The sequence below is a fragment of the Brevundimonas sp. UBA5936 genome, from assembly GCA_002430835.1.
Lineage (GTDB): Bacteria > Pseudomonadota > Alphaproteobacteria > Caulobacterales > Caulobacteraceae > Brevundimonas.
The window spans coordinates 61,351-83,962 of sequence record DJDA01000113.1; the positions used below are offsets into that span (position 1 = coordinate 61,351).

At 64.9% G+C, this 22,612-nt stretch carries 26 protein-coding genes; 17 read left to right on the top strand and 9 right to left on the bottom strand.

All coding sequences use genetic code 11. The features are described from left to right. Positions 1-117: 117 nt before the first annotated feature. Genes B2Y21_RS11190 through B2Y21_RS11200 form a run of 3 tightly spaced genes read left to right on the top strand, consistent with a single transcriptional unit; the run spans position 118 to position 1,159 of the window. Entirely contained in the window at positions 118-690 is a 573-nt protein-coding gene (locus B2Y21_RS11190; RefSeq protein ID WP_292059794.1) for an SOS response-associated peptidase, read from the top strand. After that, on the top strand, positions 687-851 hold the full coding sequence (locus tag B2Y21_RS11195) for a hypothetical protein (RefSeq protein WP_292059797.1): 165 nt from the start codon (positions 687-689) through the stop codon (positions 849-851). The genes B2Y21_RS11190 and B2Y21_RS11195 overlap by 4 nt, the downstream gene beginning before the upstream one ends. A gap of 35 nt (positions 852-886) precedes the next feature. Next, on the top strand, positions 887-1,159 hold the full coding sequence (locus tag B2Y21_RS11200; protein WP_292059800.1) for a hypothetical protein: 273 nt from the start codon (positions 887-889) through the stop codon (positions 1,157-1,159). A gap of 180 nt (positions 1,160-1,339) precedes the next feature. On the opposite strand, the gene B2Y21_RS11205 is transcribed toward B2Y21_RS11200, so the two are convergent. Next, positions 1,340-1,723, bottom strand: coding sequence for a hypothetical protein (locus B2Y21_RS11205; RefSeq protein WP_292059801.1), 384 nt, complete (start codon positions 1,721-1,723; stop codon positions 1,340-1,342). Positions 1,724-1,834: 111 nt separating this feature from the next. Between B2Y21_RS11205 and B2Y21_RS11210 the strand changes: the two genes are divergently transcribed. Continuing rightward, positions 1,835-2,011 carry a DUF1328 domain-containing protein gene (locus B2Y21_RS11210; RefSeq protein WP_200165181.1) on the top strand — a complete coding sequence of 59 codons (177 nt, stop codon included), beginning with the start codon at positions 1,835-1,837 and terminating at the stop codon, positions 2,009-2,011. Between the two features lie 159 nt (positions 2,012-2,170). On the opposite strand, the gene B2Y21_RS11215 is transcribed toward B2Y21_RS11210, so the two are convergent. Next, positions 2,171-2,380 (bottom strand): cold-shock protein, encoded by a 210-nt coding sequence (locus tag B2Y21_RS11215; protein WP_200165182.1) that lies wholly within the window; start codon positions 2,378-2,380, stop codon positions 2,171-2,173. Positions 2,381-3,558: 1,178 nt separating this feature from the next. Between B2Y21_RS11215 and B2Y21_RS11220 the strand changes: the two genes are divergently transcribed. Both B2Y21_RS11220 and B2Y21_RS11225 read left to right on the top strand, forming a co-directional pair. Further along, a complete protein-coding gene (locus B2Y21_RS11220) occupies positions 3,559-4,200 on the top strand; it encodes a DUF421 domain-containing protein (RefSeq protein ID WP_200165183.1) in 642 nt (213 codons plus the stop codon). Between the two features lie 89 nt (positions 4,201-4,289). Next, the gene (locus tag B2Y21_RS11225; RefSeq protein WP_292059803.1) at positions 4,290-4,517 is read left to right on the top strand and encodes a hypothetical protein; all 228 of its coding nucleotides are present in this window, start codon (positions 4,290-4,292) and stop codon (positions 4,515-4,517) included. A 51-nt stretch (positions 4,518-4,568) separates the two neighbouring features. Here B2Y21_RS11225 and B2Y21_RS11230 read toward each other — a convergent pair whose 3' ends face one another. The 5 genes from B2Y21_RS11230 to B2Y21_RS11250 form a co-directional block, all read right to left on the bottom strand. Then, a complete protein-coding gene (locus B2Y21_RS11230; protein WP_292059805.1) occupies positions 4,569-4,892 on the bottom strand; it encodes a hypothetical protein in 324 nt (107 codons plus the stop codon). 553 nt (positions 4,893-5,445) lie between these two features. Next, positions 5,446-5,787: a nuclear transport factor 2 family protein gene (locus B2Y21_RS11235; protein ID WP_292059806.1), complete on the bottom strand. Its 342-nt coding sequence runs from the start codon at positions 5,785-5,787 to the stop codon at positions 5,446-5,448. 63 nt (positions 5,788-5,850) lie between these two features. Then, positions 5,851-9,066: an error-prone DNA polymerase gene (locus B2Y21_RS11240; RefSeq protein WP_292059807.1), complete on the bottom strand. Its 3,216-nt coding sequence runs from the start codon at positions 9,064-9,066 to the stop codon at positions 5,851-5,853. Further along, positions 9,063-10,523 (bottom strand): DNA polymerase Y family protein, encoded by a 1,461-nt coding sequence (locus B2Y21_RS11245; RefSeq protein ID WP_234288686.1) that lies wholly within the window; start codon positions 10,521-10,523, stop codon positions 9,063-9,065. The genes B2Y21_RS11240 and B2Y21_RS11245 overlap by 4 nt, the downstream gene beginning before the upstream one ends. Further along, positions 10,498-11,256: an ImuA family protein gene (locus B2Y21_RS11250; protein ID WP_200165508.1), complete on the bottom strand. Its 759-nt coding sequence runs from the start codon at positions 11,254-11,256 to the stop codon at positions 10,498-10,500. The genes B2Y21_RS11245 and B2Y21_RS11250 overlap by 26 nt, the downstream gene beginning before the upstream one ends. Positions 11,257-11,401: 145 nt before the next feature. On the opposite strand from B2Y21_RS11250, the gene B2Y21_RS11255 reads away from it, so the two are divergent. The 8 genes from B2Y21_RS11255 to B2Y21_RS11290 all read left to right on the top strand — a co-directional run bounded on the left by B2Y21_RS11255 (position 11,402) and on the right by B2Y21_RS11290 (position 16,753). Beyond that, entirely contained in the window at positions 11,402-11,611 is a 210-nt protein-coding gene (locus B2Y21_RS11255) for a DUF2945 domain-containing protein (protein WP_200165190.1), read from the top strand. An 8-nt stretch (positions 11,612-11,619) separates the two neighbouring features. Continuing rightward, positions 11,620-12,165 carry a DUF488 family protein gene (locus B2Y21_RS11260; protein ID WP_200165191.1) on the top strand — a complete coding sequence of 182 codons (546 nt, stop codon included), beginning with the start codon at positions 11,620-11,622 and terminating at the stop codon, positions 12,163-12,165. Positions 12,166-12,233: 68 nt separating this feature from the next. Continuing rightward, positions 12,234-12,410 (top strand): hypothetical protein, encoded by a 177-nt coding sequence (locus B2Y21_RS11265; RefSeq protein WP_145915895.1) that lies wholly within the window; start codon positions 12,234-12,236, stop codon positions 12,408-12,410. Between the two features lie 2 nt (positions 12,411-12,412). Beyond that, positions 12,413-14,263 carry a DNA ligase D gene (ligD, locus tag B2Y21_RS11270; RefSeq protein ID WP_200165192.1) on the top strand — a complete coding sequence of 617 codons (1,851 nt, stop codon included), beginning with the start codon at positions 12,413-12,415 and terminating at the stop codon, positions 14,261-14,263. After that, positions 14,260-15,063, top strand: a complete 804-nt coding sequence (xth, locus tag B2Y21_RS11275; RefSeq protein WP_200165193.1) for an exodeoxyribonuclease III — start codon at positions 14,260-14,262, stop codon at positions 15,061-15,063. The genes ligD and xth overlap by 4 nt, the downstream gene beginning before the upstream one ends. An 8-nt stretch (positions 15,064-15,071) precedes the next feature. Then, the gene (locus tag B2Y21_RS11280; RefSeq protein WP_200165194.1) at positions 15,072-15,581 is read left to right on the top strand and encodes a hypothetical protein; all 510 of its coding nucleotides are present in this window, start codon (positions 15,072-15,074) and stop codon (positions 15,579-15,581) included. A gap of 105 nt (positions 15,582-15,686) precedes the next feature. Continuing rightward, positions 15,687-16,076, top strand: coding sequence for a four-helix bundle copper-binding protein (locus tag B2Y21_RS11285; protein WP_200165195.1), 390 nt, complete (start codon positions 15,687-15,689; stop codon positions 16,074-16,076). A 65-nt stretch (positions 16,077-16,141) separates the two neighbouring features. Beyond that, positions 16,142-16,753: an SOS response-associated peptidase family protein gene (locus B2Y21_RS11290; RefSeq protein ID WP_292059817.1), complete on the top strand. Its 612-nt coding sequence runs from the start codon at positions 16,142-16,144 to the stop codon at positions 16,751-16,753. 274 nt (positions 16,754-17,027) lie between these two features. On the opposite strand, the gene B2Y21_RS11295 is transcribed toward B2Y21_RS11290, so the two are convergent. Both B2Y21_RS11295 and B2Y21_RS11300 read right to left on the bottom strand, forming a co-directional pair. Further along, complete coding sequence (locus B2Y21_RS11295) at positions 17,028-17,777, bottom strand: class I SAM-dependent methyltransferase (protein WP_200165197.1); 750 nt, start codon at positions 17,775-17,777, stop codon at positions 17,028-17,030. Next, complete coding sequence (locus B2Y21_RS11300) at positions 17,774-18,055, bottom strand: helix-turn-helix domain-containing protein (RefSeq protein ID WP_200165198.1); 282 nt, start codon at positions 18,053-18,055, stop codon at positions 17,774-17,776. Before B2Y21_RS11300 ends, B2Y21_RS11295 begins: the two co-directional genes overlap by 4 nt. A 77-nt stretch (positions 18,056-18,132) precedes the next feature. Here B2Y21_RS11300 and B2Y21_RS11305 point away from each other — a divergent pair, with 77 nt between their 5' ends. The 3 genes from B2Y21_RS11305 to B2Y21_RS11315 all read left to right on the top strand — a co-directional run bounded on the left by B2Y21_RS11305 (position 18,133) and on the right by B2Y21_RS11315 (position 22,609). Next, the gene (locus tag B2Y21_RS11305) at positions 18,133-20,184 is read left to right on the top strand and encodes a TonB-dependent receptor domain-containing protein (protein WP_292059821.1); all 2,052 of its coding nucleotides are present in this window, start codon (positions 18,133-18,135) and stop codon (positions 20,182-20,184) included. A gap of 74 nt (positions 20,185-20,258) precedes the next feature. After that, positions 20,259-20,636 carry a MerC domain-containing protein gene (locus B2Y21_RS11310; protein WP_200216570.1) on the top strand — a complete coding sequence of 126 codons (378 nt, stop codon included), beginning with the start codon at positions 20,259-20,261 and terminating at the stop codon, positions 20,634-20,636. Positions 20,637-20,656: 20 nt separating this feature from the next. Continuing rightward, complete coding sequence (locus B2Y21_RS11315; protein WP_292059825.1) at positions 20,657-22,609, top strand: TonB-dependent receptor domain-containing protein; 1,953 nt, start codon at positions 20,657-20,659, stop codon at positions 22,607-22,609. The last annotated feature ends 3 nt before the right edge of the window (positions 22,610-22,612 follow it).

Genomic DNA, 22,612 nt, shown 5'->3' on the forward strand with positions numbered 1-22,612 from the left:
GTGCAGGCTTGTGGCCAAGAATGGAGCGGCCAGCCAAACATATGGCGAGTGAGGGATTCTATCGGCCACGGCCCGCCCAGGGATTGAACGTCGCTCGGCCAGAGTTGAGGATGCGCCATGTGCAACAACTATCGCCTGCACGTGCCGGCCAACCAAATCGCCGCGCCGTTCCGTGACGTGGGCCGGTCGCTCGGCTTTCCGGGCGGCCTGCCCAACCTGGCGCAAACCGATTACCGCATCGGCGATGCTGCGCCCGTCGTCACCCAGGACGCCGATGGCCCGCAACTGACCATGACGAATTGGGCGTGGAAGAGCCCGACCGGAAAACCCGTCTTCAATTTCCGCTCGGACGGCCGGTCTTTCGCCAACTCCGTCCGCTGCCTGATCCCGGCCGACGGCTTTTACGAGTTCACCGAACCCAAGGTGCAGGGGAAGAAGACGAAATGGCTGTTCACCATGGCCGGCCAGCCATGGTTCTGGATCGCCGGCATCATTAAGGACGGGGCCTTCGCCATGCTGACGACCGAACCAGGCCCCGACGTCGCGCCCTATCATGACCGCCAGATCGTCCTCTTGCCGCAGGGTGCTGGCGTCCACTGGCTGGATCTCAGCGCGGCCGAAGACCTCATGCTGCGGCCCTGCCCGGCCGGATCGTTGACGGTGCAGAAAGTCTGGCCGGAATCGCCATGACAGCCGAGACCGATCTGCACAAGGCGGCCCGCCTCGAAGCCGAGGCCCATGACCTTCACCGCCGATCGCGCGCGGCGGCCAACCTGCCCGCGTCCATCATCCTGCGCTTTCGCGCACTGTGGAAGGAAGAGGCGGCGCGCCTGCTGCGGCGCCCACGCTAGGCCGCGGCAGGGCGACTCAGTTACACCGCTGAGCCATGACGCCCGACCAACTGAACGATGCCCTCGAGGCCATGGCTGCCGCTGCCGGCGACGACCCCAACCTTCTGCCGGGCCTGATCACGGTCGAGACTGACCACTGGGTCAATGTGCTGTCTGGTGTGCGGGCCAAGTGCACGGCTCTGCACGACGGCCTGCGCCATCGGGACATCGTCATCCACGTCGGATCGCAGCAGGAAACGAAGGTGCTGACCAGAGCCGAGGCAGGCGATCGAGGCGAGCCCTACCGAGATCTCCTGCCGGCGGGTTGAGCGCCACTCCGCCGCCAGGATAACAGCGGAGGGCGCTCGTCTCCCCGGAGCGCCGCACAGGCCAGCAAGCGCGGCGCTGTGTCCCAACCAGCCCGGCGCTGAAGAGTTCCGTCCGCGGGAACCGTCTATCGCCTCCCGAGCTTTATCGGCTCGCTCAGGAGGTCGATCATGGTCGTCAGTTCACGCGCCACCCTGCGCGATCAGGCCGGGGTGAAACTGGTTCGGATAGAGCGCCTGGCCAAGCAGCAGCGCGAAATTTCCTTTCGGCTGTCGTCGCATCGAGACGGCAGCAAACGCCTGATCATGGATGAGGCAGAGGCGCACCGCGCTTTCGCGCGCGAAGTCGCCGCCTCCCTTCAGGACCCCGTCGTCCTCGATCTGATCGAGCGCGGCGTCCTGCAGAACTGAAAACCCCTCGCCGGCGCTTGGGGCATCCGGCGAGGGGCTCGGCGGTTCTACAGAGGGCAGCCCCGAGGATGGGGTGGGCTGCGAAAGGCCAACTGGCGGGCGCTTGCCGGGTTCCAAATGATCGCCAATGGACGTCGCTGCAAAGTCGGATAGCACGGTTCCAGTCCCTCGGAACGCTCAAGCCTTCGATACGTTGGCCGACGGGTGGAGCGGTCGAAGCGGAGGCGTCGACGTTCACGCCGTCATCAACACGCCAGAGGACCATCCATGCTTCGTTGGGCCATCATCTTCTTCATCATCGCCCTGGTCGCCGCCGTGCTCGGCTTCGGCGGCATCTCGGGCATGTCGTTCGAGATCGCGAAATTCATCGCCATCATTGCCGTCATTCTGTTCGTCGTCTCGCTAGTTGTGGGCGGCATGCGCGGCCGTGGGCCGCGTATCTGACGCGTCATTTCTAGAACGCGTAAAGGCCCGGCCGCCGGTCGGGCCTTCTTGCTGCCGGCGCCTCACAGCCTCCGGGAAGTCAAAGCGTCTCTAGAAACGAGAAAGCCCGCCCTCCTGAGAGAGCGAGCCTCAATAGCGCCATTAAACTGGCGCGTTCGCTTAAACGACCTGCAGCTGACCTGCCGAAGTCTTACCCGAGCGCTGGTCGCGCTCGAGTTCATACGACAGCGCTTGGCCTTCGTTCAGGCCGCTGAGGCCAGCACGCTCGACAGCCGAGACGTGGACGAAGACGTCGCCGCCGCCAGCGTCAGGAGCAATAAAACCGAAACCCTTGGTAGGATTGTACCATTTGATAATGCCAGTAGCCATTTCCATGACCTCCGAGAAAGATTGCCCTGAGGAAAAGGTCCTGAGAGCTGTCGGGTCTAAGGAAACGGAAATCTCGATGCGTCGCAAAGAAATAGGGCGTTACGCAGAGATATCGACATCCAGACGGTGAGCTACAAAGACGGAACAAGCAAGGATAAATATTATTTAGTTCGAGTTGAGGGCTCCACCAGATTTAATATCGAGCAATTACAGGGCGCTTCTGGAGCGCAGACAAGTTTATCACCTGCGGCTTCACAATGGTGCTACGCGTACTGTTCGCCGGCTGCCGTCCACGGAGATCACGGAACAATGGATCATCGGAGGCTGACTGCGGCTGAAAAGCGCCTCGTTATCGCCGCTGCGTTTGGGGGTGTGATCGCACTGGCCGTAATCATCTGGGCCGTTCTGACGATCATTGCAGGCGGTGCTGATTAATTTCTTGTGGGCCTTGCGCTTTTAATACTGGCTCCCATTTAGGCTACGAGCCTCGGCTCATTAGGCCCGTCTGAGTCCCAATGTGGCAGACGGGTTTTCTTATGCCCGTCAGCCAGGCTTGGGCGGCAACTCGGCGGCGGGTTAACTGGAGCGGGCTTCCGGCCTCCCTTCAATGCGCGAGTGATAGACGCGAGTTCTTTCTCGCCCCGCGCTTCCGCCTCAAGCCTCATGCGAGCCTTATAAGCCTTGATTTCCTTTGCTGCGTGATTACGAGCCCGCTCCGCAGTTATTATTGTACATGCGCCAAGAGGTTTAACCGGTCGACCATCCAGCTTTATCAACTCCCGCAGCTTCATCTGAAACTGCCCGAGAGTTGTTTCGCGCCCCTGGATGGGCGTGTCGGTCATTCGATATCCTCCGAGCGGCGCAGCGACGCGATCACCTGTTGGAGTTGGCGGATCTCGCCTTCCTTCTGCTCCGCCTTCTCCAGAGCGGCGTCTCGTTCCTGTCGTACAGATCAGCTGTGAGCTTCCTGACCTGGGCGTCGAGCGCCACCGCTCGGTCATGCGCAGCGGCGAGGTCGGCCTGCCTATCCGGCGACGCCCCTCAAGGACTGCATGGTTACGGTTGAATCTCCCGAATCTACACCGCCCCTTTGCTGAGGGTGCGATTAGGCACACAGCAAACCCTAAACCGCGCGCTGCGTTGTGAAGCTATCGGCTTAACTGCAAGGACGCGGAAAGATGAAAGCAAGCCCCCATCTTGCGGACCTGAGTGCTCTGCCCAAGCTGGCGACTGTCCCGCCCAAAATACGCTTACGAAAGGTAGAAGCTCTCGGCGTCACGCTTATCGCAGCCGTGGTTTTCCTCGGAGCTGTCGGCGTCATCGAGCCGGAGGAAAGCAACGGTCTGGATTTGATCGTGCGGGTCACGATCATATTCGTCGCTCTAACAGCGGGGTTTCGGTTCCTTGGCAAGCGTGAGCTTAGCCAGATGTCGCCGTTCGAGATCGTCACCCTTCTGATGATAGCCGAGATCGTATCGCCGTCCCTGACGGCTGGCGACGAGTCTATCCCAGGAGCCTTGGTCGGGGCCGCTACCCTTCTGTTCCTGACCTTTATCGACTCGGTGATGACCTACCGGCTGAAATGGTTTCAAACCGTCAGCGAGGCGCTGCCTGCGATCGTGATCAATAGAGGCAGGCTCGTCGAAGATGCTTTGCACAAGGATCGCATCAGAACGGACGAAATCCTGTCGGAAATGCGCAAGGCCGGGATCGAACGGCTGGATATGATCAAATGGGGCGTGCTGGAGCCCGATGGCCGGCTATCGTTCGTTCGATACGACGGGGAAGACACAGGTGCAGAAGAGCCATTGGTTAGCTAGGCTAGAGTTTGGAACCCCAAGGGGCAGCCTGCTGGAACGGGATCGGCGCCCACCGCTTGGTTAAGGGCAACCCTAGAGAGGATATGACCATGACCGACGTCCCGCCAAACGACCCGAACTCTCGCGGCCCCGCCGATAAAGACAGCCTCCAGGAGCAAGCCAGACGCGAGACCGACGAAGCTGAGCGCCGGGAACGGGAGCCCGATCCCAGCGTCACTACACCTCAACCGGATGAGAACCCCGACGAGCGCCGAAAGCTGGAGGAGGAAGCGGTGAAAGCTCCACCGGCGACGCCGCCGATCGCTAACCCAGACTGATCAACCGAGGTTCAGTCGGACGGCGGCCCGGGCAGAGCCGCCGTCCAAGCTTCAGTTCCTGCCCTGCACGATGTCGCGGTTTGCGGCCCTGGTCTTGGGGCCCTGCGTATCCATGGCCTCGGTACGGTCGGGCCGGTTCGCGTGATTGGCGCCCTGCTGAACGGCTTCTCCGTCCAAGACCTCCCCTTCGTCCATATAGTCGGACACCTCGCCCGCGGCGGGCGGGGCTAGCGAACTGTCGGAAGCATCCGGCGCCGCGTAGGAGCGAGGTTCTTCCTTGCGGTCCTGATCTGTCGCCTGGTCGCGCGGAGCCGCCGGATCGGTCGCGGCATTCTGAGCGGTCGCGCTGGGCGATGACGTGTTCTGATGTGGCATGGCTTGCTCCTTCGTTGCCTCTATCGAAGGAAGCGCGCCGCTCTCCGTTCCATACCGCTCAGGCTAGGTGACCTCTTCATTCAATTGGAAACGGCGGCCCCGGATGAGCCGCCGTTCTTCTGTCGAACTCCTACTCCGGACGACTGGTCGCTGGCGCGCGCTCTTGGCTGAAATCCACGTGCGCTGGGTTCGGCGTCAGATCGAGCATCGCGCCGGTCCCCGCACCGATTCCGGCGCCAATGATGCCCCCGGCGAGGACGTTTCCAACCATGGCGACGCCGCCACCGGTGGAAACCTTGTTGGCCACGGTCACAGTCGCCGGCTGATACCCTCTCCAGCGTTGAGGTCGCCACGAACTCCGACTTGCGCGGCATCTTGATGGCGATACCGTCACTCTTCGCGGGACAACCCAAAGCGGACCTTTCGACCCACCGCAATGAGTCGCAAGCCGCAGTGAAAGAGACTCCCGGGTCCGATCCAGGCCCGCACTCGCGATTTGCGGCAAAACGTACAGGCTCCTGGGCTTGGTCGCGACAGCGCGCTACGAGAAACATCAAGCCTCGACGGTTTGCTGATGCTGGATGATAAGCCAACGACCTTCGGAGAGGAGGTAAGTGGACGTGCAGACGCAGCAGTAGGTAGGAGCGTCTGGTCGATCAGCCGCCGCGCGATAGCCAATAACAATAAGGTCGGCGCTCGCTTGGGCGATTGTGTAGTCGCTGGGTGTGACCTCGCGCCAACGCGGTCCGGTGATGCTATCGATGACAGTCTCAGCGTCCAGGATTCCAACCTCGGCGAAGGCCATCAGGCAGCGCGGATGCAGGAGCGCTGCGTAGGCTTCGCGACCGCCGAGCCAGAGGCTTTTCTCAAGCGTCCAGATTTCGTCAAACGTCATGCCGTGCTCTCTTATTCTGAGGAACGCCTCGGATCCGTTGTCGATCCTGCTAACGTCGCGGGACTAGCGAAAATCCCGCGGCTTGATACGCAGCCCCCTGCCCTCGCGCGCATCGGAGCCGCTCGATCCGTGATGGAACTCGTCGCCACGTCCGTGCGGCAACGGGAAAGCGTCATCCTTCTCGCCGATCCGGCCCAGCCGGTCCGACAGGTCGAAGAGTTTCGCGGCAACGAGGTGAACGACGTCGCCTTCGCGTTGGACGCACCCCTGCACAGCGATCATGCTCGAGCCGAGTATCACGCGGCGGTGCTTCTCGTAGATGTCGGGCCAGACGACCAGATTGGCCACTCCAGTCTCATCCTCGATGGTGATGAACATGACGCCCTTCGCGGACCCCGGCTTCTGGCGCACCAGCACCAGACCCGCGATCTTGGTGAGGCGGCCGTCGCGCGTCCCCTGAGCCTGGGCGCAGGTGACGATGGCTTCGCCGGCCAGTTCGTCGCGCAGGAAGGCGACCGGATGGCGACGAAGCGAAAGACCGACATGCTGATAGTCCTCGACGACCTCCCTGCCCGCGGTCATCGCTTTCAGCGCCACCGCCTCCTCGTTGATCTCGGGCGGCGGCCGTCCATCGTCGCCGGCCGCCGCCGCGAACAAGGGCAAGGGCTCGTCGCGCAGCGCCTGGATCGCCCATAGCGCCTCGCGCCGCGCCAGACCGAAGGCCGCGCGGAAACCATCCGCCTCCGCCAGCCGCACCAACGCGGACACCTCGGCGTCCGAGCGCCGCCATACATCGTCGATGTCGGCGTAAGGGCGATCCCTGCCCGCCACGAGCGCCGCCCCGTCCGAATTGGCCAGCCCTGTGACCATGCGCAGGCCGAGCCGGACAGCGAAGGCGCCCGGGCGGTCCGTGGGTTCAAGCGTGCAGTCCCAGCGCGAAGCGTTGACGCAGACGGGTCGCACCTCGACGCCATGCTCACGCGCGTCGCGAACGATCTGAGCCGGGGCGTAGAAGCCCATCGGCTGCGCGTTGAGAAGCGCCGCGCAAAAGACATCGGGGTGCCAGCATTTAAGCCATGACGAGGCGTAGGCGATGAGTGCGAACGATGCGGCATGGCTTTCCGGAAATCCGTAGGAGCCGAAGCCTTCGAGCTGGCTGAACGTCCTGGTGGCGAACTCCTCGGTATAGCCGCGCGCCACCATGCCCTGGATCAGCTTGCCTCCGAAGGCCGATACGCCGCCGGTGTGCTTGAACGTCGCCATTGCGCGGCGCAGTTGGTCCGCCTCGCCGGGGGTGAAGCCGGCGCATTCGATGGCGACGCGCATCGCCTGTTCCTGAAACAGGGGCACGCCGAGCGTCTTGCCCAGCACCCGCTCCAGTTCGGGCGTCGGATAGTCGACGGGTTCGCGTCCCTCGCGCCGCCGCAGGTAGGGATGGACCATGTCGCCCTGGATCGGACCGGGCCGGACGATCGCCACCTCGATGACGAGGTCATAGAAGGTGCGCGGCTTCATGCGGGGCAGCATCGCCATCTGCGCCCGGCTCTCAATCTGGAAGACCCCGAGAGTATCGGCCTTCCGGATCATAGCATAGGTGCGCGGGTCCTCCGCCGGGATGGTCGCGAGATCGAGGTCGACGCCCTTGTGCTCGCGAAGGAGATCGAACCCCCGGCGCATGCACGAGAGCATCCCCAGCGCCAGCACGTCGACCTTCATGAACTTCAGCGCGTCGATATCGTCCTTGTCCCATTCGATCACCTGTCGGTCTTCCATCGCGGCGGGTTCAATCGGGACCAGTTCGTCCAGGCGGTCCTCTGTCAGGACGAAGCCGCCGGGATGCTGCGACAGGTGGCGCGGCGCGCCGATCAGTTCGCGCGCGAGTTCGAGCGTCAGCCGCAATCGGCGGTCGGCCATATTGAGATTGAGTTCGCTCGCAAGCTTCTCGTCCGCCCCCTCGGTCGCCCAATGGCCGAGTTGCTTCGACAGGAGGCCGATCATGTCCTCGGGCAGGCCTAGCGCCTTGCCGACGTCGCGTAGCGCGCCCTTAGCGCGATAACGGATCACGGTCGAACAGAGGGCGGCGCGGTGACGGCCGTAAGTTTCATAAACCCACTGGATCACCTCCTCGCGCCGCTCATGCTCGAAGTCGACGTCGATGTCCGGGGGCTCCTTGCGTTCCTGGCTGACGAAGCGCTCGAACAGCAGGTCGTTACGGCCCGGATCGATCGAGGTGACGCCCAACACGAAGCAGACGGCGGAGTTGGCCGCCGATCCGCGCCCCTGGCAGAGGATGCCGAGCTTGCGCGCCTGCCGGACGATGGCGTCCACCGTCAGGAAATAGGGTGCATAGTCGAGGCTGGCGATCAGGGTCAGCTCATGACGAAGGGTCGCGGCGACCTCGTCCGGGAGGCCCTCGGGATAGCGCTCGGCTGCGCCTTCCCAGGTCCGTTTCTCCAAGGTCGCCTGCGCCGACAGACCGTGCTCGACCACCTCATGCGGATATTGATAGGCCAGTTCATCCAGGCTGAAGCGGCACCGCTCCGCGACCTCAACGCTGCGGGCGACGGCTTCCGGCCACAGGCGGAACAGCCGGGCCATTTCCTCGGGCGGTTTCAGATAGCGGTCGGCGTGGCGATTGCGGACGAAACCGGCGTCGTCGATCATCACGCCCTCGCGGATGCAGGTCACGACGTCCTGCAGGACGCGGCGATAGGGATGGTGAAACAGGACATCGTTGGTCGCCACGGTCGGCACGCGGGCCGCCGACGCCAGATTGGAGAGGCCGTGCAGGCGAAGATGGTCTCGCGGCCGCCGACGCAAGGTCAGGGCGCAATAGGCGCGGTCGCCGAAGAGATCGGCGAGCCTTCGCAGCCGCCGCGCCGTCAGGTCGTCGGCCTCGTCTGGAACCAGGACGGCGATCAGACCCTCGTTCCATGCGGCGACGTCGTCCCAATGGAGTTCGCATTTCGCCTTGCCCGCACGGCCCTTGCCGAGGCTGAGCAAGCGACACAGCCGAGCGTAGGCGGGCCGGTCGGTGGGATAGACCAGAAGCTCGGTCCCGTCGGCGAGTACTAGCCGGGAACCGACGATCAGGCGGACGCCGGTCGCCTTGGCCGCTTCGTGGGCGCGCACAATTCCCGCAAGCGAGTTGCGGTCGGTGATCGCCAGCGCCTCGATCCCCAGCACGGCGGCCTGGCTGAAAAGCTCATCGGCCGAGGAGGCCCCGCGCAGAAAGGAGAAATGCGAGGCGCATTGCAGTTCGGCATAGCGCGCGCTCATCCGAACAGCCCGTGCAAAAACCAGCGGTGCGAGCCCGTATGCGGGTCCTCGCCGTCGCCGGCCCGGTAGAGCCAGAAGCGCTCGCCCGCTTCATCCTCGACCTGGAAATAATCACGCACCGCCTCCAGTTCGGCGTCGCGCGTCCACCATTCGCCGAAGATTCGTTCCGGACCGTCCGCGCGCATCACCCGTCGCCGCTGGCCGCGCCAGGTGAATGCGGCGGGCGGATGGTCGGGCAGCAGCGCCATCGCTTCGACCAGCTCGGGCGGGTCGAGCAGCCGCGAGGGCCGCGGCCAGTCGACAGGCCAGGTGCGCCCATCCGCCGGAGCCAGAGGGGCAAGGCGGCTCAGGCAGCGCTCGGGCACATCGCTCTCGCGCGGGGCGAGGCGATAAAGGCGGTTCGCACCGATGCGGTTGGCGAGGGTGTCTATTAGCTCGGAAACATCGGCGGGCGCGGTTTCGACCAGGCTCGATGCGCCGGCCCGATAGTGCAGCGGTTCGGCGACGGCGGCCGTCAGCGTCATGCGCTCGATCCCGAACCCCGGCGCTACGGTTTCGATCTTGTCGCAGAGGAGCCGGGTCAGGCGCCGGACGTCGCGCACCGGCTTGGCGGTCCCTACGCGGACCGCCTCAATGCGATTGTCGACGCGGTGAAACAGCAGGTCGAGCTTGCGCGCCCCGAGCCGCTTTTCCTCCAGCGCCTCGCAAAGCTGAGCGACCAGCTTGCCGGTGTAGCGCGCCAGCGTCTCCGGCGCGCCGATCGGCTCTGCGAAATCACGCACGACCCTCACCAGCTCCGCAGCCGTCATCATTTCGAACGGCTCTTCGACGCGGCCATAGGCCTGATCGAGCCGCCGCCCGAGCTCGGGTCCGAACCGAAGGGTGAGCGGTGCGCGCGGCGCGGCCGCAAGTTCGCCGATACGGTCGAAGCCGAGCCGGCGCAGGCCCTCAACCGTGACGGGCGTCAGGCGCAGCGCGGCGACCGGCAAAGGGCTCAGGCGGTCTGCGATCTCGTCTTCGGCGACGATCCTGTCCTCGCCGCCGAACCGCGCGAGCGCATGGGCTGCGCCATAGGACGGTGCAACGGCGGTCCGCGCGTGGATGCCCGCCGAGGCGAGCCGCTCGGTCAAGTCGTCGAGCAAGGCCGCCTCACCGCCTTTCAGGTGAGAGGCTCCAGCAATGTCGATCATCAGGCCGTCGGGCGGATCGGGCGCGACGATCGGCGCATAGCGTCGCAGCGCCCATAGCGCGAGCCGGTCCAGCGCGAGGTCGTCGGCCTCCCGGTCGGCGTCCATCACGGTCAACTCTGCGACCAGGGCCTGGGCCTTTGCTACCGCCATGCCAGGATGGAGTCCGAGTCCCTGAGCGGCCGCATCGGCCGCCAGCACCATGCGTTTGCGGCCGTCGCGACCGACGAGCACGAGCGGCGCGTCAGGCGGCGGCGCGGATGCGCCCATCGACCGGCGCAACCGATCGGTCGGCCAAGTCGGCAGGGAGAGCGAGACGACCCTTCTCATCACAGGCTTCCAGGACAAAATCCGCGCATTCGCCGGCGCGGGACCGGATCAACTCGACCAGCCAGCGGGGGCGGCCGACACCCGGTACAGGCAGGGGTTTCGAAGGCAGGGCTGAGACTCGCCAGCGCGTGACGGCCGCGGTCGGCTGACCGAAATCGCTGGCGTCTGACTGTCTGCGCCAGCGGCGCACCGCCAAACCCGGCACGCCCGACGCTTCCGCCGCAAGCTGCAAACGCCGCGAGGCGGTCATCGGCAGTTTGGACAGCTCAGCGACGACGCCGGCGACGCCGCCGTGACGCAGGCCTTCTTCGAAACAGGCGAGCATGGCCTTGTCGTCGCCGATCTCGGCGTAGATCACCCTGTCAGGATGAAGCCCTGCTTGGGCCAGCGCCGGCGCGAAGAGGTCGCGCTGGCTTACGCACCACAGAACCGGCCCATCCAGACGCGCCATGATCCCCGCGGCGAACAGCGCCGCCGCCGCGCCGTTAAGCGCGCCTGCCCCGCCGCCAGCGACCTCGTGCAGCGCGCCCAGCGAGAGCCCGCCGCCAGGCAGCCGGCGATCCACCGCCTCGATCCCGAACGGCAACACCCCGCGGTCCCGCTTCTCGCTCGTCTCGATCCGACGAATGCGAGTGCGTAGCGCATCGAGAAGGGGTTTCGAGGGCGATGACATAGACTCCAAATTCTGCCGCGAGCTAAAATGTTCCCCTTCTGTTCTACTCGCGAGCGTCAAGAGTCAACACGGATCGCAAGGGGGGCCGCCGAAAATGGGGGGAACGAAATCGGCAAAGCCTGATTGTCCTTTTAGGAGATCAGGAATGGCCAAGACTTTCGACGTTGGCGATCACGTCAGCTGGAACTCCGAGGCGGGGCGCGTGTCGGGCCGGATTATCAAAATTCATACCCGCGACTTTGATTACAAAGGCCACACGCATCGCGCGTCGGAAGCCGACCCCCAATACGAGATCAGGAGCGACAAGACGGATCACATCGCCGCCCATAAGGGCAGCGCTCTGGATCATGTGTGACACGACGCGTGACGCTGCCGTTCTACACGATCGGACACTCCAACCGGAGTTCTGAGGATTTCGTCGCCCTGCTGCAGGAGGCGCACGTCGAACGGGTGGTGGACGTCAGGAAGATTCCGATGTCCCGAACCCATCCCCAGTTCAACAAGACAACGCTTCCGGACGTCTTGGCGGATTTTCAGATTTCTTACGAACATAGCGCCGCCCTGGGCGGTCGACGCGGGCAGGTGAAAGACGTGCCCGCGGACGTGAACGCCTACTGGGCAAACAAGAGCTTCCACAACTATGCCGACTACGCCCTCTCACACGAGTTTCGTGACGGGCTCGAACGACTGATCGAGGCCGGCCGCCAGTGGCGCTGCGCAATCATGTGCTCCGAAGCGGTCTGGTGGCGATGTCACCGCAGGCTCATCGCCGACAATCTACTCGCGCGCGGCGAGCCGGTTCTACACATCATGGGACGCGGTCGTCTGGAACCGGCTCGGCTGACAGGCGGGGCCGTAATTGGTTTGGACGAGACCGTCACCTATCCCGCTCCGATGAGCATGGACTAGGCCTGCCAATCAGCAGACGGCACCTTTCGCTCCGATGGCGCGTTGCGACTCCCGAGAGGAGACTTTCTATGTCCAAACGCGAGTTAATCGATACGGGCTCTGACAAGCGCTACGTCCGGCGCGATGAGAAGGGTCAGTTCAAGGAGTCCGACGACGTGGGCCGCTCGCTCGCCGCTGACCGTCGGCAGAAGGCGAAGCACGAGAGCAAGCCCGGCCAAGGCGACCGCGGCGATCGTCGGTCCTGACCGTGGCCCGCGCCGCCCGGCGCGCCGCCCCGGCGTCCACTACCTCCCTCCCCGCCTTCCGTCCGGTCCAGCTCGCGACGCTGGTTGACGCCGTGCCAAGCGGCAACCGCTGGCTGCACGAGATGAAGTATGACGGTTATCGGCTGGAGATCGCGATCGGGGGCGGACGCGCCCGGGCCTTCACCCGCTCCGGCCTGGACTGGTCGGAGAAGTTCGCCGGGATCGTAGAGGCGGCCGCTGGCCTAAAGGTCGAGTCCGCGTTGCTCGATGGCGAGGCTGTCGTGTTCGACGCCGAAGGCCGCTCCGACTTCCAGACGCTTCAGGGCGCATTGAAAGGCGATCCCGCCAGGATCGACTATGTCGCCTTCGACCTCCTCGAATTAAACGGTGAGGATCTGACGGGACTGCCACTGCTCGAGCGCAAGGCTCTTCTGCGCGACCTAATGCCCAAGAAGCCGAAGCGACTCCGCTACTCCGACCATATTCGTGGGAGCGGTGAAAAGCTGTTGAACAGCTTCTGCACAGCCGGTCTGGAGGGCGTGGTGTCGAAGCTGGCCGACGGCCGCTATGTCGGCGCGCGATCGTCCGGGTGGGTTAAGACCAAATGCATCCAGCGCCAGGAGTTCGCCGTGGTCGGATGGACGCCTTCGGACAAATCCCGCGCTTTCCGTTCCCTGATCCTCGCCGTCAACGAGGACGGCGCTCTGCGCTATGCCGGCAAGGTCGGGACAGGCTTCGATACGAAGGAGCTCCAGCGGCTCATCTCCATCATGGGTCCGCTCGAACAAGACACGCCGACGGTCAAGGCGCCGCGCGCCGAGGTCCGCGGCGCCCATTGGCTACGCCCCAAGCTCGTCGCAGAGATCGCCTTCACCGAAATGACGAACGAAGGCACCCTGCGCCATCCAAGCTATCTCGGCCTGCGAGACGACAAGAGGCCTGAGGCCGTGGTGATCGAGAAGGCGGCGCCGGTCAGGCTGGCGGAAGCGCCGGTGGCCATACAGATCAGCAACGCCGAGCGGATCATCTATCCCGAGAGCCAGATCACCAAGGGCCAACTCGCAGACTATTACACAGCCGTCTCGCCGATCATGCTGCCCTGGATCGCGTCCCGTCCGATCAGCCTCGTCCGATGCCCGCAAGGCCGGGCCAAGAAATGCTTCTTCCAAAAGCATGACGCCGGCAGCTTCGGGGAGGCGGTCCGTCATGTGGCGATCGAGGAGAAGGACGGCGAGGAGGAACCTTATCTGTATATCGACACGGCCGAAGGGCTGATGACCTGCGTGCAGATGGGCACGATCGAATTCCACGGCTGGGGCGCGCGCATCGAGGACGTCGAGAAGGCGGACCGCCTGGTCTTCGACCTTGACCCGGACGTGGGTCTTGATTTCGAGGCCGTGCGCTCCGCCGCCTTCCGTTTCAGAGACATTCTGAAGGCGATCGGGCTGGAGACCTTCCCCATGGTGACGGGCGGCAAGGGCGTTCACGTCATCGCGCCGCTGACGCCGCGGGCCGAATGGCCCGAAGTGAAGGATTTTGCTCGACGGCTTGCCATCGCAGTCGCTCAGACTGAGCCGACCAAGTTCACAGCCGCCCTGCCGAAGGCCCAGCGGAAAGGACGCATCTTCGTCGACTATCTGCGCAATCAGCGCGGCGCGACCGCCGTCATGCCCTACAGCGCCCGCGCTCGCGAAGGTGCGCCTGTCGCCGCGCCGATCACCTGGAAGGAGATGGAGACGATCGAAGGTCCGGCTCGCTTCCATGTCGGCGACCAGGTCGAACTGCTTAAGCGCGCCGGTCTGAAGACGCTGTCGTCCTGGGGACGCGCTGATCAGGCGCTGCCCGACCTGTGAAGATCGCAACCTACAACGTGAATGGGGTCAACGGCCGCCTCCCTGTCCTTGTTCGGTGGCTGGAATTGGCTCAACCGGACATCGTCTGCTTGCAGGAACTGAAAGCCCCCCAGGAAAAATTCCCCGAAAGCGCCATCCGCGATCTTGGTTATGACGTGATTTGGCACGGTCAGAGCCGATGGAACGGCGTCGCGCTGTTGAGCCGGGTTGGTGAGATTCACGAGACCCGACGCGGCTTGCCAGGCGACCCCGACGACGTACAGAGCCGATACATTGAGGCGGCCGTGAACGGCGTGCTTATCGCCGGCCTCTACCTGCCGAACGGCAACCCCCGGCCGGGTCCGAAGTTCGATTTCAAGCTGCGCTGGTTCGATCGTCTGCACGCCCACCTGACGAGTCTGGTTGGTCTTGACGCGCCCGTCATCGTCGCTGGCGATTTCAACGTCATGCCGACGGATAAGGACGTCTATGCCCCCGAGCGCTGGCGCGACGACGCCCTCTTCGCCCCTGAGGTGAAGGCCGCCTACCACCGGTTGCTTGACCAAGGATGGACGGACGCCGTCCGCCGCCTGCACCCCGACGAGGTCATCTACACCTTCTGGAAATACTGGCGCGGCGCGTTCGAACGGAACGCGGGGCTGAGGATCGACCATCTCCTCTTGAACCCGCCAGCCGCCGCGCGGCTTGTTGCCGCTCAAGTCGATGACCGCCCGCGTGGCTGGGAGAAGACGAGCGATCATGCGCCGGTGTGGATTGAGATTCGCGAGCCGAAAGGCCGGCTTCGGACGCCGCGGGTCTAGGAGAGCGAATGATGGAGACCGAACAGTTCATTCTTCTTGAGAACGACTGGTTGCCGAACAACGAACGGCTGCCGGTCCTCCTCTATCGCGGAGTCGTCAATGCCGAGGGGAAGAAGGCCGCGGAACGCTTCGAACAGATGTTCGCCGATCATGGCTGGCCGCCCCAATGGCGCGACACAATCTTCGACTACGACCACTACCATTCAACGGCCCACGAAGCGCTCGGCGTGGCGACAGGCTATGGCACGCTGCTGCTCGGCGGGCCCGGCGGCCGCGAGGTCGAGGTCCGCGCCGGCGACGCGCTCATTCTCCCTGTGGGCGTCGGCCATCGCCGGGTCGCGGTCAGCGACGATTTCATGGTCGTTGGGGCGTATCCGAGGGATCACGATTGGGACATATGCCGAGAGGCGCCCAATGACGAGACGCGCCGGCGAATGCGGACGCTCGCGATCCCTGATGAAGATCCAGTCGTCGGGCGCAGCGGACCGCTTCGCGAGCGTTGGCGGGCGAACAGGTGAGGTCTCCACGAAGGCGGCCTCGGACTTCAACTTTCAAGTCGGATCGTATCTTCGACCTCGGGAGTTCGACAGTGCGGGGCGCTTCAGAAAAGAGAGGCCCAGGCCATGTCCATTCATAAGATGATCCAGCTTCACCCGGATGTTGGCGACGATTTCAATGAACCGCTCGCCGACGCCGCCCGCCACACGATGTTCTGCAGCCTGATGTGCACGTCGTGCGCCGACGCCTGTTCTGCCGAGACGATGGATATGCGGCAGTGCATCCGGTCCTGCCTGGATTGCGCAGACGTTTGCGATGCGACCGCCCGACTTGCGGTCCGCCGCACGGGTCAGAATATCGAAGCTCTACGCGCCATGCTCGAGACCTGTGCGAACTTCTGTGATCTTTGTGCAGAGGAGTGCGAGCGTCACGACCACGACCATTGCCGTCTTTGCGCAGAGATGTGTCGCGAGTGCGCGAATGACTGTCGCAAAGCGGTCCCGACGGTCCAATAGGATTGTTTCAGGGAGTCATTCCCGATGTGTAACGAGTACGCCCGCGAGATCGCATTGGCCAAGTTTTGCAGAAACTCGCGAAAGCCAAACAGATGCCGTTCGAGTGGCAGGATGGGCGGATTCCTAACGACCTCGGCCCGAAGCCCAGCCTGAAAATTCGTGACCTAGGTTTGGTGGTTCGCCTCAATCGGGGCCGTCTCGTCGGATCGATGTCGCCCTGGGCCTGGTCTGCAACGAACGGCAAGCCGGTCTTCAATTTTAGGAGCGAAGGTCGGGACTTCGCAGGCAGCGATCGGGTGCTGATCCTTGCGACAGGATTCTACGAGCACAGCACGCCGCGAAAGCCCGGCGTCAAGCTGATGGACCGCTTCTTTTTCACGATGCGAGATCAACCCTGGCATTGGATTGCCGGCATTGTGAAAGACGGCTGCTTCTCGATACTCACGACCGAGCCCGGACCAGATATCGCGCCATTCCACAAACGCAGCGTCGTCCCGCTGGCTCCGACCGATGGGGTGGAGTGGCTGACGCTTTCCAAGGATGAGGCGGACATATTTGCGCCTCTCCCGGAAAACACGCCCGAAGTGCGTGTGATCCGAAGAGACGGCATTCAACTGGCAGCCGATCCGGCCAAGCCCGTGCCTGCTGACGAAGGTGGATTACTCCAGGGGCTGTGACGGTCGTTTCGGCAGAGTTTTGGTCTGGACCATCTTTTCGGCCTAATGCGCAGCGCAAACGCAGAAACGCAAAAATCTCGCAAGCCATTGAGATTACGGGGTTTTTGGCGCCTATATCGGTATAACCAGAGCGGCTATACGAACGGTGGTTGCGGGAGCCGGATCTGGACGAGACCTCACACCTGCGATCCGCTTCATGACGTGACTACGCCAGCGACATTCAACGCCCACATCGCTTCAGAAGCAGTCATTGCGTCAGAGCGAGAAAGCGACTCTAGTTCAGCTCGCAAGCCACCACATAATCGGCGCCGCATCGTAAGCCGTTGCGCTCGGCACAGAGCGCGAGTCCTTCTTCGCGAAGAGTTTCAACCCGCGAGGCAAGGCTCCGGGCCAGCCCTTGATCTGCGACCCGGGGCAAGCGCCGCACAGCCATATCCAGTTGACCGTTCACCCATTTGGCCTTGTAGCGATTGGGAAAGCGACGAGCCGAGAGCACCCTGAAGCCGGCGCTGACGAGCGCGTTCAACGTCCACTCCGCCGGATACTCCCGATAGGGCGTCTCGTCCGCCAGGAGCAGGACCGCGTCGCGGAGTCTGCCGATCTCACGCACCATCCGGGCCTCGTCCGTATCGGCCGGTCCGACGATGTAGGGATCCAGGCCGACGACATAGAGGCGACGCCCGGTCATGGGCCTCAACCGGCGCAGAAGGGTTTGCTGGAAATAGGGCGCGAAGCCCTCGACGGCGCCGATGAGATAATCGGCCAGCACCGTGTCGAAGACCTCGCCTTCCAGCAAGGTCGCGTCGGTCCAGTTGCCGAGCAGCAACCGGTCGTGCGGACGAAGACGCTCCCCGACCGAGTCGCGCACCTGATCGGCATGACCGGCCGCAGCCGTCACCCCCGTCCAGGCCTCCGTGGCCAGACCCGCGCTCCACAGACTGGAGTTGACCCCTGTCCCGGCGTCCAGAAAACGACCCCACGGAATGTCGCCCTGCAGCGCCTCGACGTGATCGAACAGGCTCATTGCGCCTCGGCCCGGGCAGCGCGAAACGTCGCTCGGCGGACCAGCCGCACTTCGAGATCATGGCCCATGGCGTCGGCCAGGCGCACCGCCGCCTTCAGGGTCATGCGCTCCCGATCCCTCAGCCACAGGCAGACCTGTCCCCGCGGGACGCCGAGCCTTCTCGCCAGATCGGACTGACTAAGACCGTTGGCCCGACACGTCTCGAAGACCCGCCCGATCATTCGCCAGACCTCGACCTGCACCCGCTCGGCCTCCGCCGCAGCCCCCTCGCCGCTCATTTCAATCTCCCTCATGCTCGCTTGATGAATGTTACGATATAACATAATAGCGACTCTCTTCATGAACGGGGAGCGTCATGCACTCAAGATCGATCCTGCTCGCGGCGGCGAGTTTCTCAGCCATTTCGACATCGGCCTGGGCCGACGCCCTGCCCCAGTCCGGTCCCGCCGCGACGCGCCTGGAAGACGTCGTGGTGACCGCCGACGCCCTGGGCCGGTCGAGCAGGGAGGTGGTGTCCAATGTGGCGGTGCTGCGCGGAGACGAACTGGTCCAGCGCCGGCAATCGACTCTGGGTGAGACGCTGACCGGCCTGCCCGGGATCAACTCGGACACCTTCGGCGGCGGGGCCAGCCGTCCGGTGATCCGGGGCCAGACCGCGCCGCGCGTGAAAGTCCTGACCGACGGCTCGGCCCTGATGGACGCCTCGGAAGTCTCGCCCGACCACGCCGTGTCAGGCGAGCCCCTGCTGCTGGAGGGCGTCGAGATCCTGCGCGGCCCGTCCGCCCTGCTCTACGGCGGCGGCGCTATCGGCGGGGCGGTCAATCTGATCGACAAGAAGATCCCGACGCGCATCCCTGAGAACGGCGGCGAAGGCGTGGCCGAGTTCCGCCTCGGCACGGCGGACAATGAAGAAGCCGGCGTGGTCGGCCTCACCGCCGGCGCGGGATCGTTCGCCATCCGCGTCGAGGCCGCCGGACGCCGCACCGACGACTATGAGGTTCCCGACTTCGACGAAGCCACGCTGGACGGGTCGTTCAACCGGAGCTCGACCGCGACCCTGGGCCTGTCCTGGATCGGGTCGCGCGGCTATCTGGGGGCCGCCTATACGGAGCAGCGCAGCGAATACGGCCTGCCGGGGCATACGCACGAGTATGAATCCTGCCATCCGCACGGCTCCAGCCTGCACTGCGGCGGTCACGACCACGGCGACGACCATGACCACGATCATGATCACGACCACGATCATGACCATGTCCCGATCGTCGACCTGATCAGCAAGCGGGTGGACGTGCGCGGCGAGATCGAGAATCCGTTCACCGGGATCGAACGCATCCGCTTCCGCGGCGGCTTCACCGACTATCGCCACGACGAGATCGACGACGGCGAGATCGCCACCACCTTCACCAATGAAGGCTATGACGCCCGCGTCGAGGTGCAGCACGCCGCCATCGGCGGGGTGCGCGGCGTGGTCGGCGCCCAGACCTCGCGCAGCGATTTCGCCGCCGTCGGCGCCGAATCCTTCATTCCCGAAAGCCGCACCGAGAACCACGCCCTGTTCCTGGTCGAGGAATACGTCGCCGGCGACTGGCGCTTCGAAGGCGCCCTGCGCCAGGAGTGGCAGGACGCCAGCGCCCTGGGACGCACCGATACGAGCCACTCGCCCTTCTCCATTTCCGGCGGCGCCAGCTGGACCTTTACGCCCGGCTATGTCGCCAGCGTGACCCTGGCCCGATCCCAGCGCGCGCCGACGGCGCAGGAGCTGTATGCGCGCGGCGTCCATCTGGCGACCAACACCTATGAGATCGGCGACGCCGATCTGGACGTCGAGACGGCCAATTCGATCGAGCTGGGCCTGAAGAAGATCGAGGGCGCCACGACCTTCGCCGCCAGCCTCTATCACTACGACTATGACGGCTACATCTTCGCCGACACCCTCGACCAGTTCGAGGACTTCCGCCTGATCCGCTACACCCAGGCCGACGCCCGCTTCACCGGGATCGAAGGCCAGGTCACCCACGCGTTCAGGCCGGGCCTGTCGGCCACGGCCTTCGGCGACTACGTCCGCGCCGAGCTGAAGGGCGACGGCGGCGACCTGCCGCGCATTCCGGCCGGCCGTCTGGGCGTCCGCGGCGACTTCTACCAGGGCGCCTGGTCGGGCAATCTGGAGTACGTCCACGTCTTCGAGCAGGACCGCATCGCCGCCTTCGAGCGCAAGACGCCCGGCTACGACATGGTCAACGCCACCCTGGCCTATGACGTCCCGACGATCGCCGACATCAGCGGGCAGATCTTCGTGCGCGGGACCAATCTGCTGGACGAGAAGGCGCTGAACCACGCCTCCTTCATCAGCCATCTGGCGCCCCTGCGCGGCCGCAATCTCGTCCTGGGTTTCCGCGCCCGATTCTGATCCTTCCCCTCCTCCCCCCGCCTGGCCGCGGCGTCCCATGACGTCGCGGCCGACTTTCCTCTGAAAGGATCGCCATGAACGCTCGTGTCCAGACCTGGGGCGACGCCGCCGCCGTCGGCCTGTCCTGCCTGTGCATGATCCACTGCCTCGCCCTGCCCCTGGTCGCAGGACTGCTGCCGGTTCTCGGCCTGTTCGCGGAAGCCCCTTGGGTGCACTGGGCCTTCGCCCTGACCGCCGCGCCCATCGCCGCCTGGACACTGACGCGCCCGACGCCGGACGGTCGTCGCGCCTGGCCGCTGATCAGCCTGGGCGCGCTCGGCGTCGCCCTGCTGTTCCTGGCCGCCGCCGAATGGCCGACACACGAGGCCGAGACGCCGATCACCGTCGCCGGCGGCCTGCTGCTCAGCGCCGCTCACCTGATGAACTGGCGGCGCAGGCCGCACGCCCACTGACGTCCTGGACATCTCACACCATGAAATCCGCTATTCCGCAGGCCTCTGCGACGGCGTTCGCCGCCGCCCTCGGCGCTGCTTTTCCCGCCATCGCCGAAGAGGCCGCGCCGCAACGCCTGCCTGACGTGGTCGTCACCGCCACATCCACCCAGCGGACGACGACCGACGCGCCCGCCAGTGTCACCGTCATCGACCGCGAAGAGCTTCTTCGGCGGCCGGTTCAAGACCTGACAGACGTCCTGCGCGATGTGCCGGGCGTGACGCTCAACGGCGCCGGACTGACCCGGCGCGGCGTCTCCATCCGCGGCATGCCCAGCGAACACACCCTGTTCCTTCTCGATGGGCGGCGGGTGAACGCCGCCGCCAATGCCGTCCAGCACGCCGACTTCGACCTGGGCTGGATGCCGGCCGAAGCCATCGAACGCGTCGAGGTCGTGCGCGGGCCGATGTCGTCGCTTTACGGGTCCGAGGCCCTCGGCGGCGTGGTCAACGTCATCACCCGCAGCGCGTCCGACGAGTGGCGCGGCAGCCTGACCGCCATGGGCGGATTACGCGAGGACGGCCGAGGGGGCGAAACCTACCAGGTCGGCGCCTATGTGGGCGGCCCTCTGGCGCAGGACCGTCTAGGCCTCAGCCTGTTCGCGGAATCCAAGGCGCGGGCCAATACGCCCCAGGCGACGAACCGTCGCCTTTCCGACCTCGAAGATCGCGAGACCGTCACCGGCTCGGCGACCTTGAGCTGGACGCCGGATGCGGCGCAGCGGATCGACCTGACCATTCTGGGCGGGCGCGACGACCGCTATCGCGACACGGCGACCACGGGCGCGCCGCCCGTCTACTATCGCTTCGCCGACACGGTGCAGCGGCGCCAGTACGCCCTGTCGCATCGCGGAGTCTGGGGCTGGGGCGAAACAGCCGTCCGCGTCTACCGTTCGACGCTGGATCGCGAGAATGCGGTGACGGCTGGACAGACCCCCTCGCGCCCTGTGGGGATGCAGGAGGACATCCTTGACGGCCGGGCCACCTTCGACCGTTGGGCGAGCCATCGTCTGAGCGTGGGCGGCGAATGGCGGCGCGAGCAGCTGGAGGACGCGGCCGCTTCCCGGTCCGGCCGGCTGGAAGGCGAACGCTACGCCCTGTTCATGCAGGACGAATGGACCCTGACGTCCTCGCTGTCGCTGACCGGCGGCGCGCGGTTTGATCACCACGAGCAGTACGGGTGGCAGACCAGCCCGCGCCTCTACGCCGTCTGGTCGCCGTTCGAGGGGCTGACGCTCAAGGCCGGGGGCGGCCGGGGCTTCAAGTCGCCCAGTCTGAAACAACTGTCGCCGGAGTTCGAGACCATAGCGGCCGCAGGCCGTTTCCGGGTCTACGGCAACCCCGACCTGAAGCCCGAGATCGGAACCTCCTACGAGGCCTCGGCCGAATACCGCCGGGGCGGCTGGATGGGCCGCGTCGGCGTTTTCGACAACGACATCGAGGACCTGATCGAAACTCGCTGCACTGCATTCTGCGGCGTGCGCGGCCGTGAAATCCGTCTGTATCAGAACATCGCCGAGGCTCGAATTCGCGGCGTAGAACTGGCCGGCGCCGCGCCCCTGCCGGGCGGCTTCAGCCTGAGAGCCGACTACACCTACCTGGACAGCGAAAACCGGGAGACGGGCTCTCCCTTGTCCGAGCGGCCCGAGCACAGCGGCCACGCCACCCTGCGCTGGCAACCTGAGGAAACCCGCTTCGTCCAGCTTCGCGGCGAGTACGTCGGCGAGCAATGGATGGTCTCCAACTCCGTACAGCAGCCGGTTCCCGACTACGCCGTGGTGTCGCTGGAAGGCGGCTACCAGCTTCAGCCGAACCTGTGGGTGCGCGCCGGGGTTCAGAACCTGACCGACGTGCGTCTGGCCGAGGAATCCGGCTTCTTCTCCTTCGCCGAGCCCGGCCGCTTCTACCACCTCGGCTTTACGGCGAGCTTCTGAGCC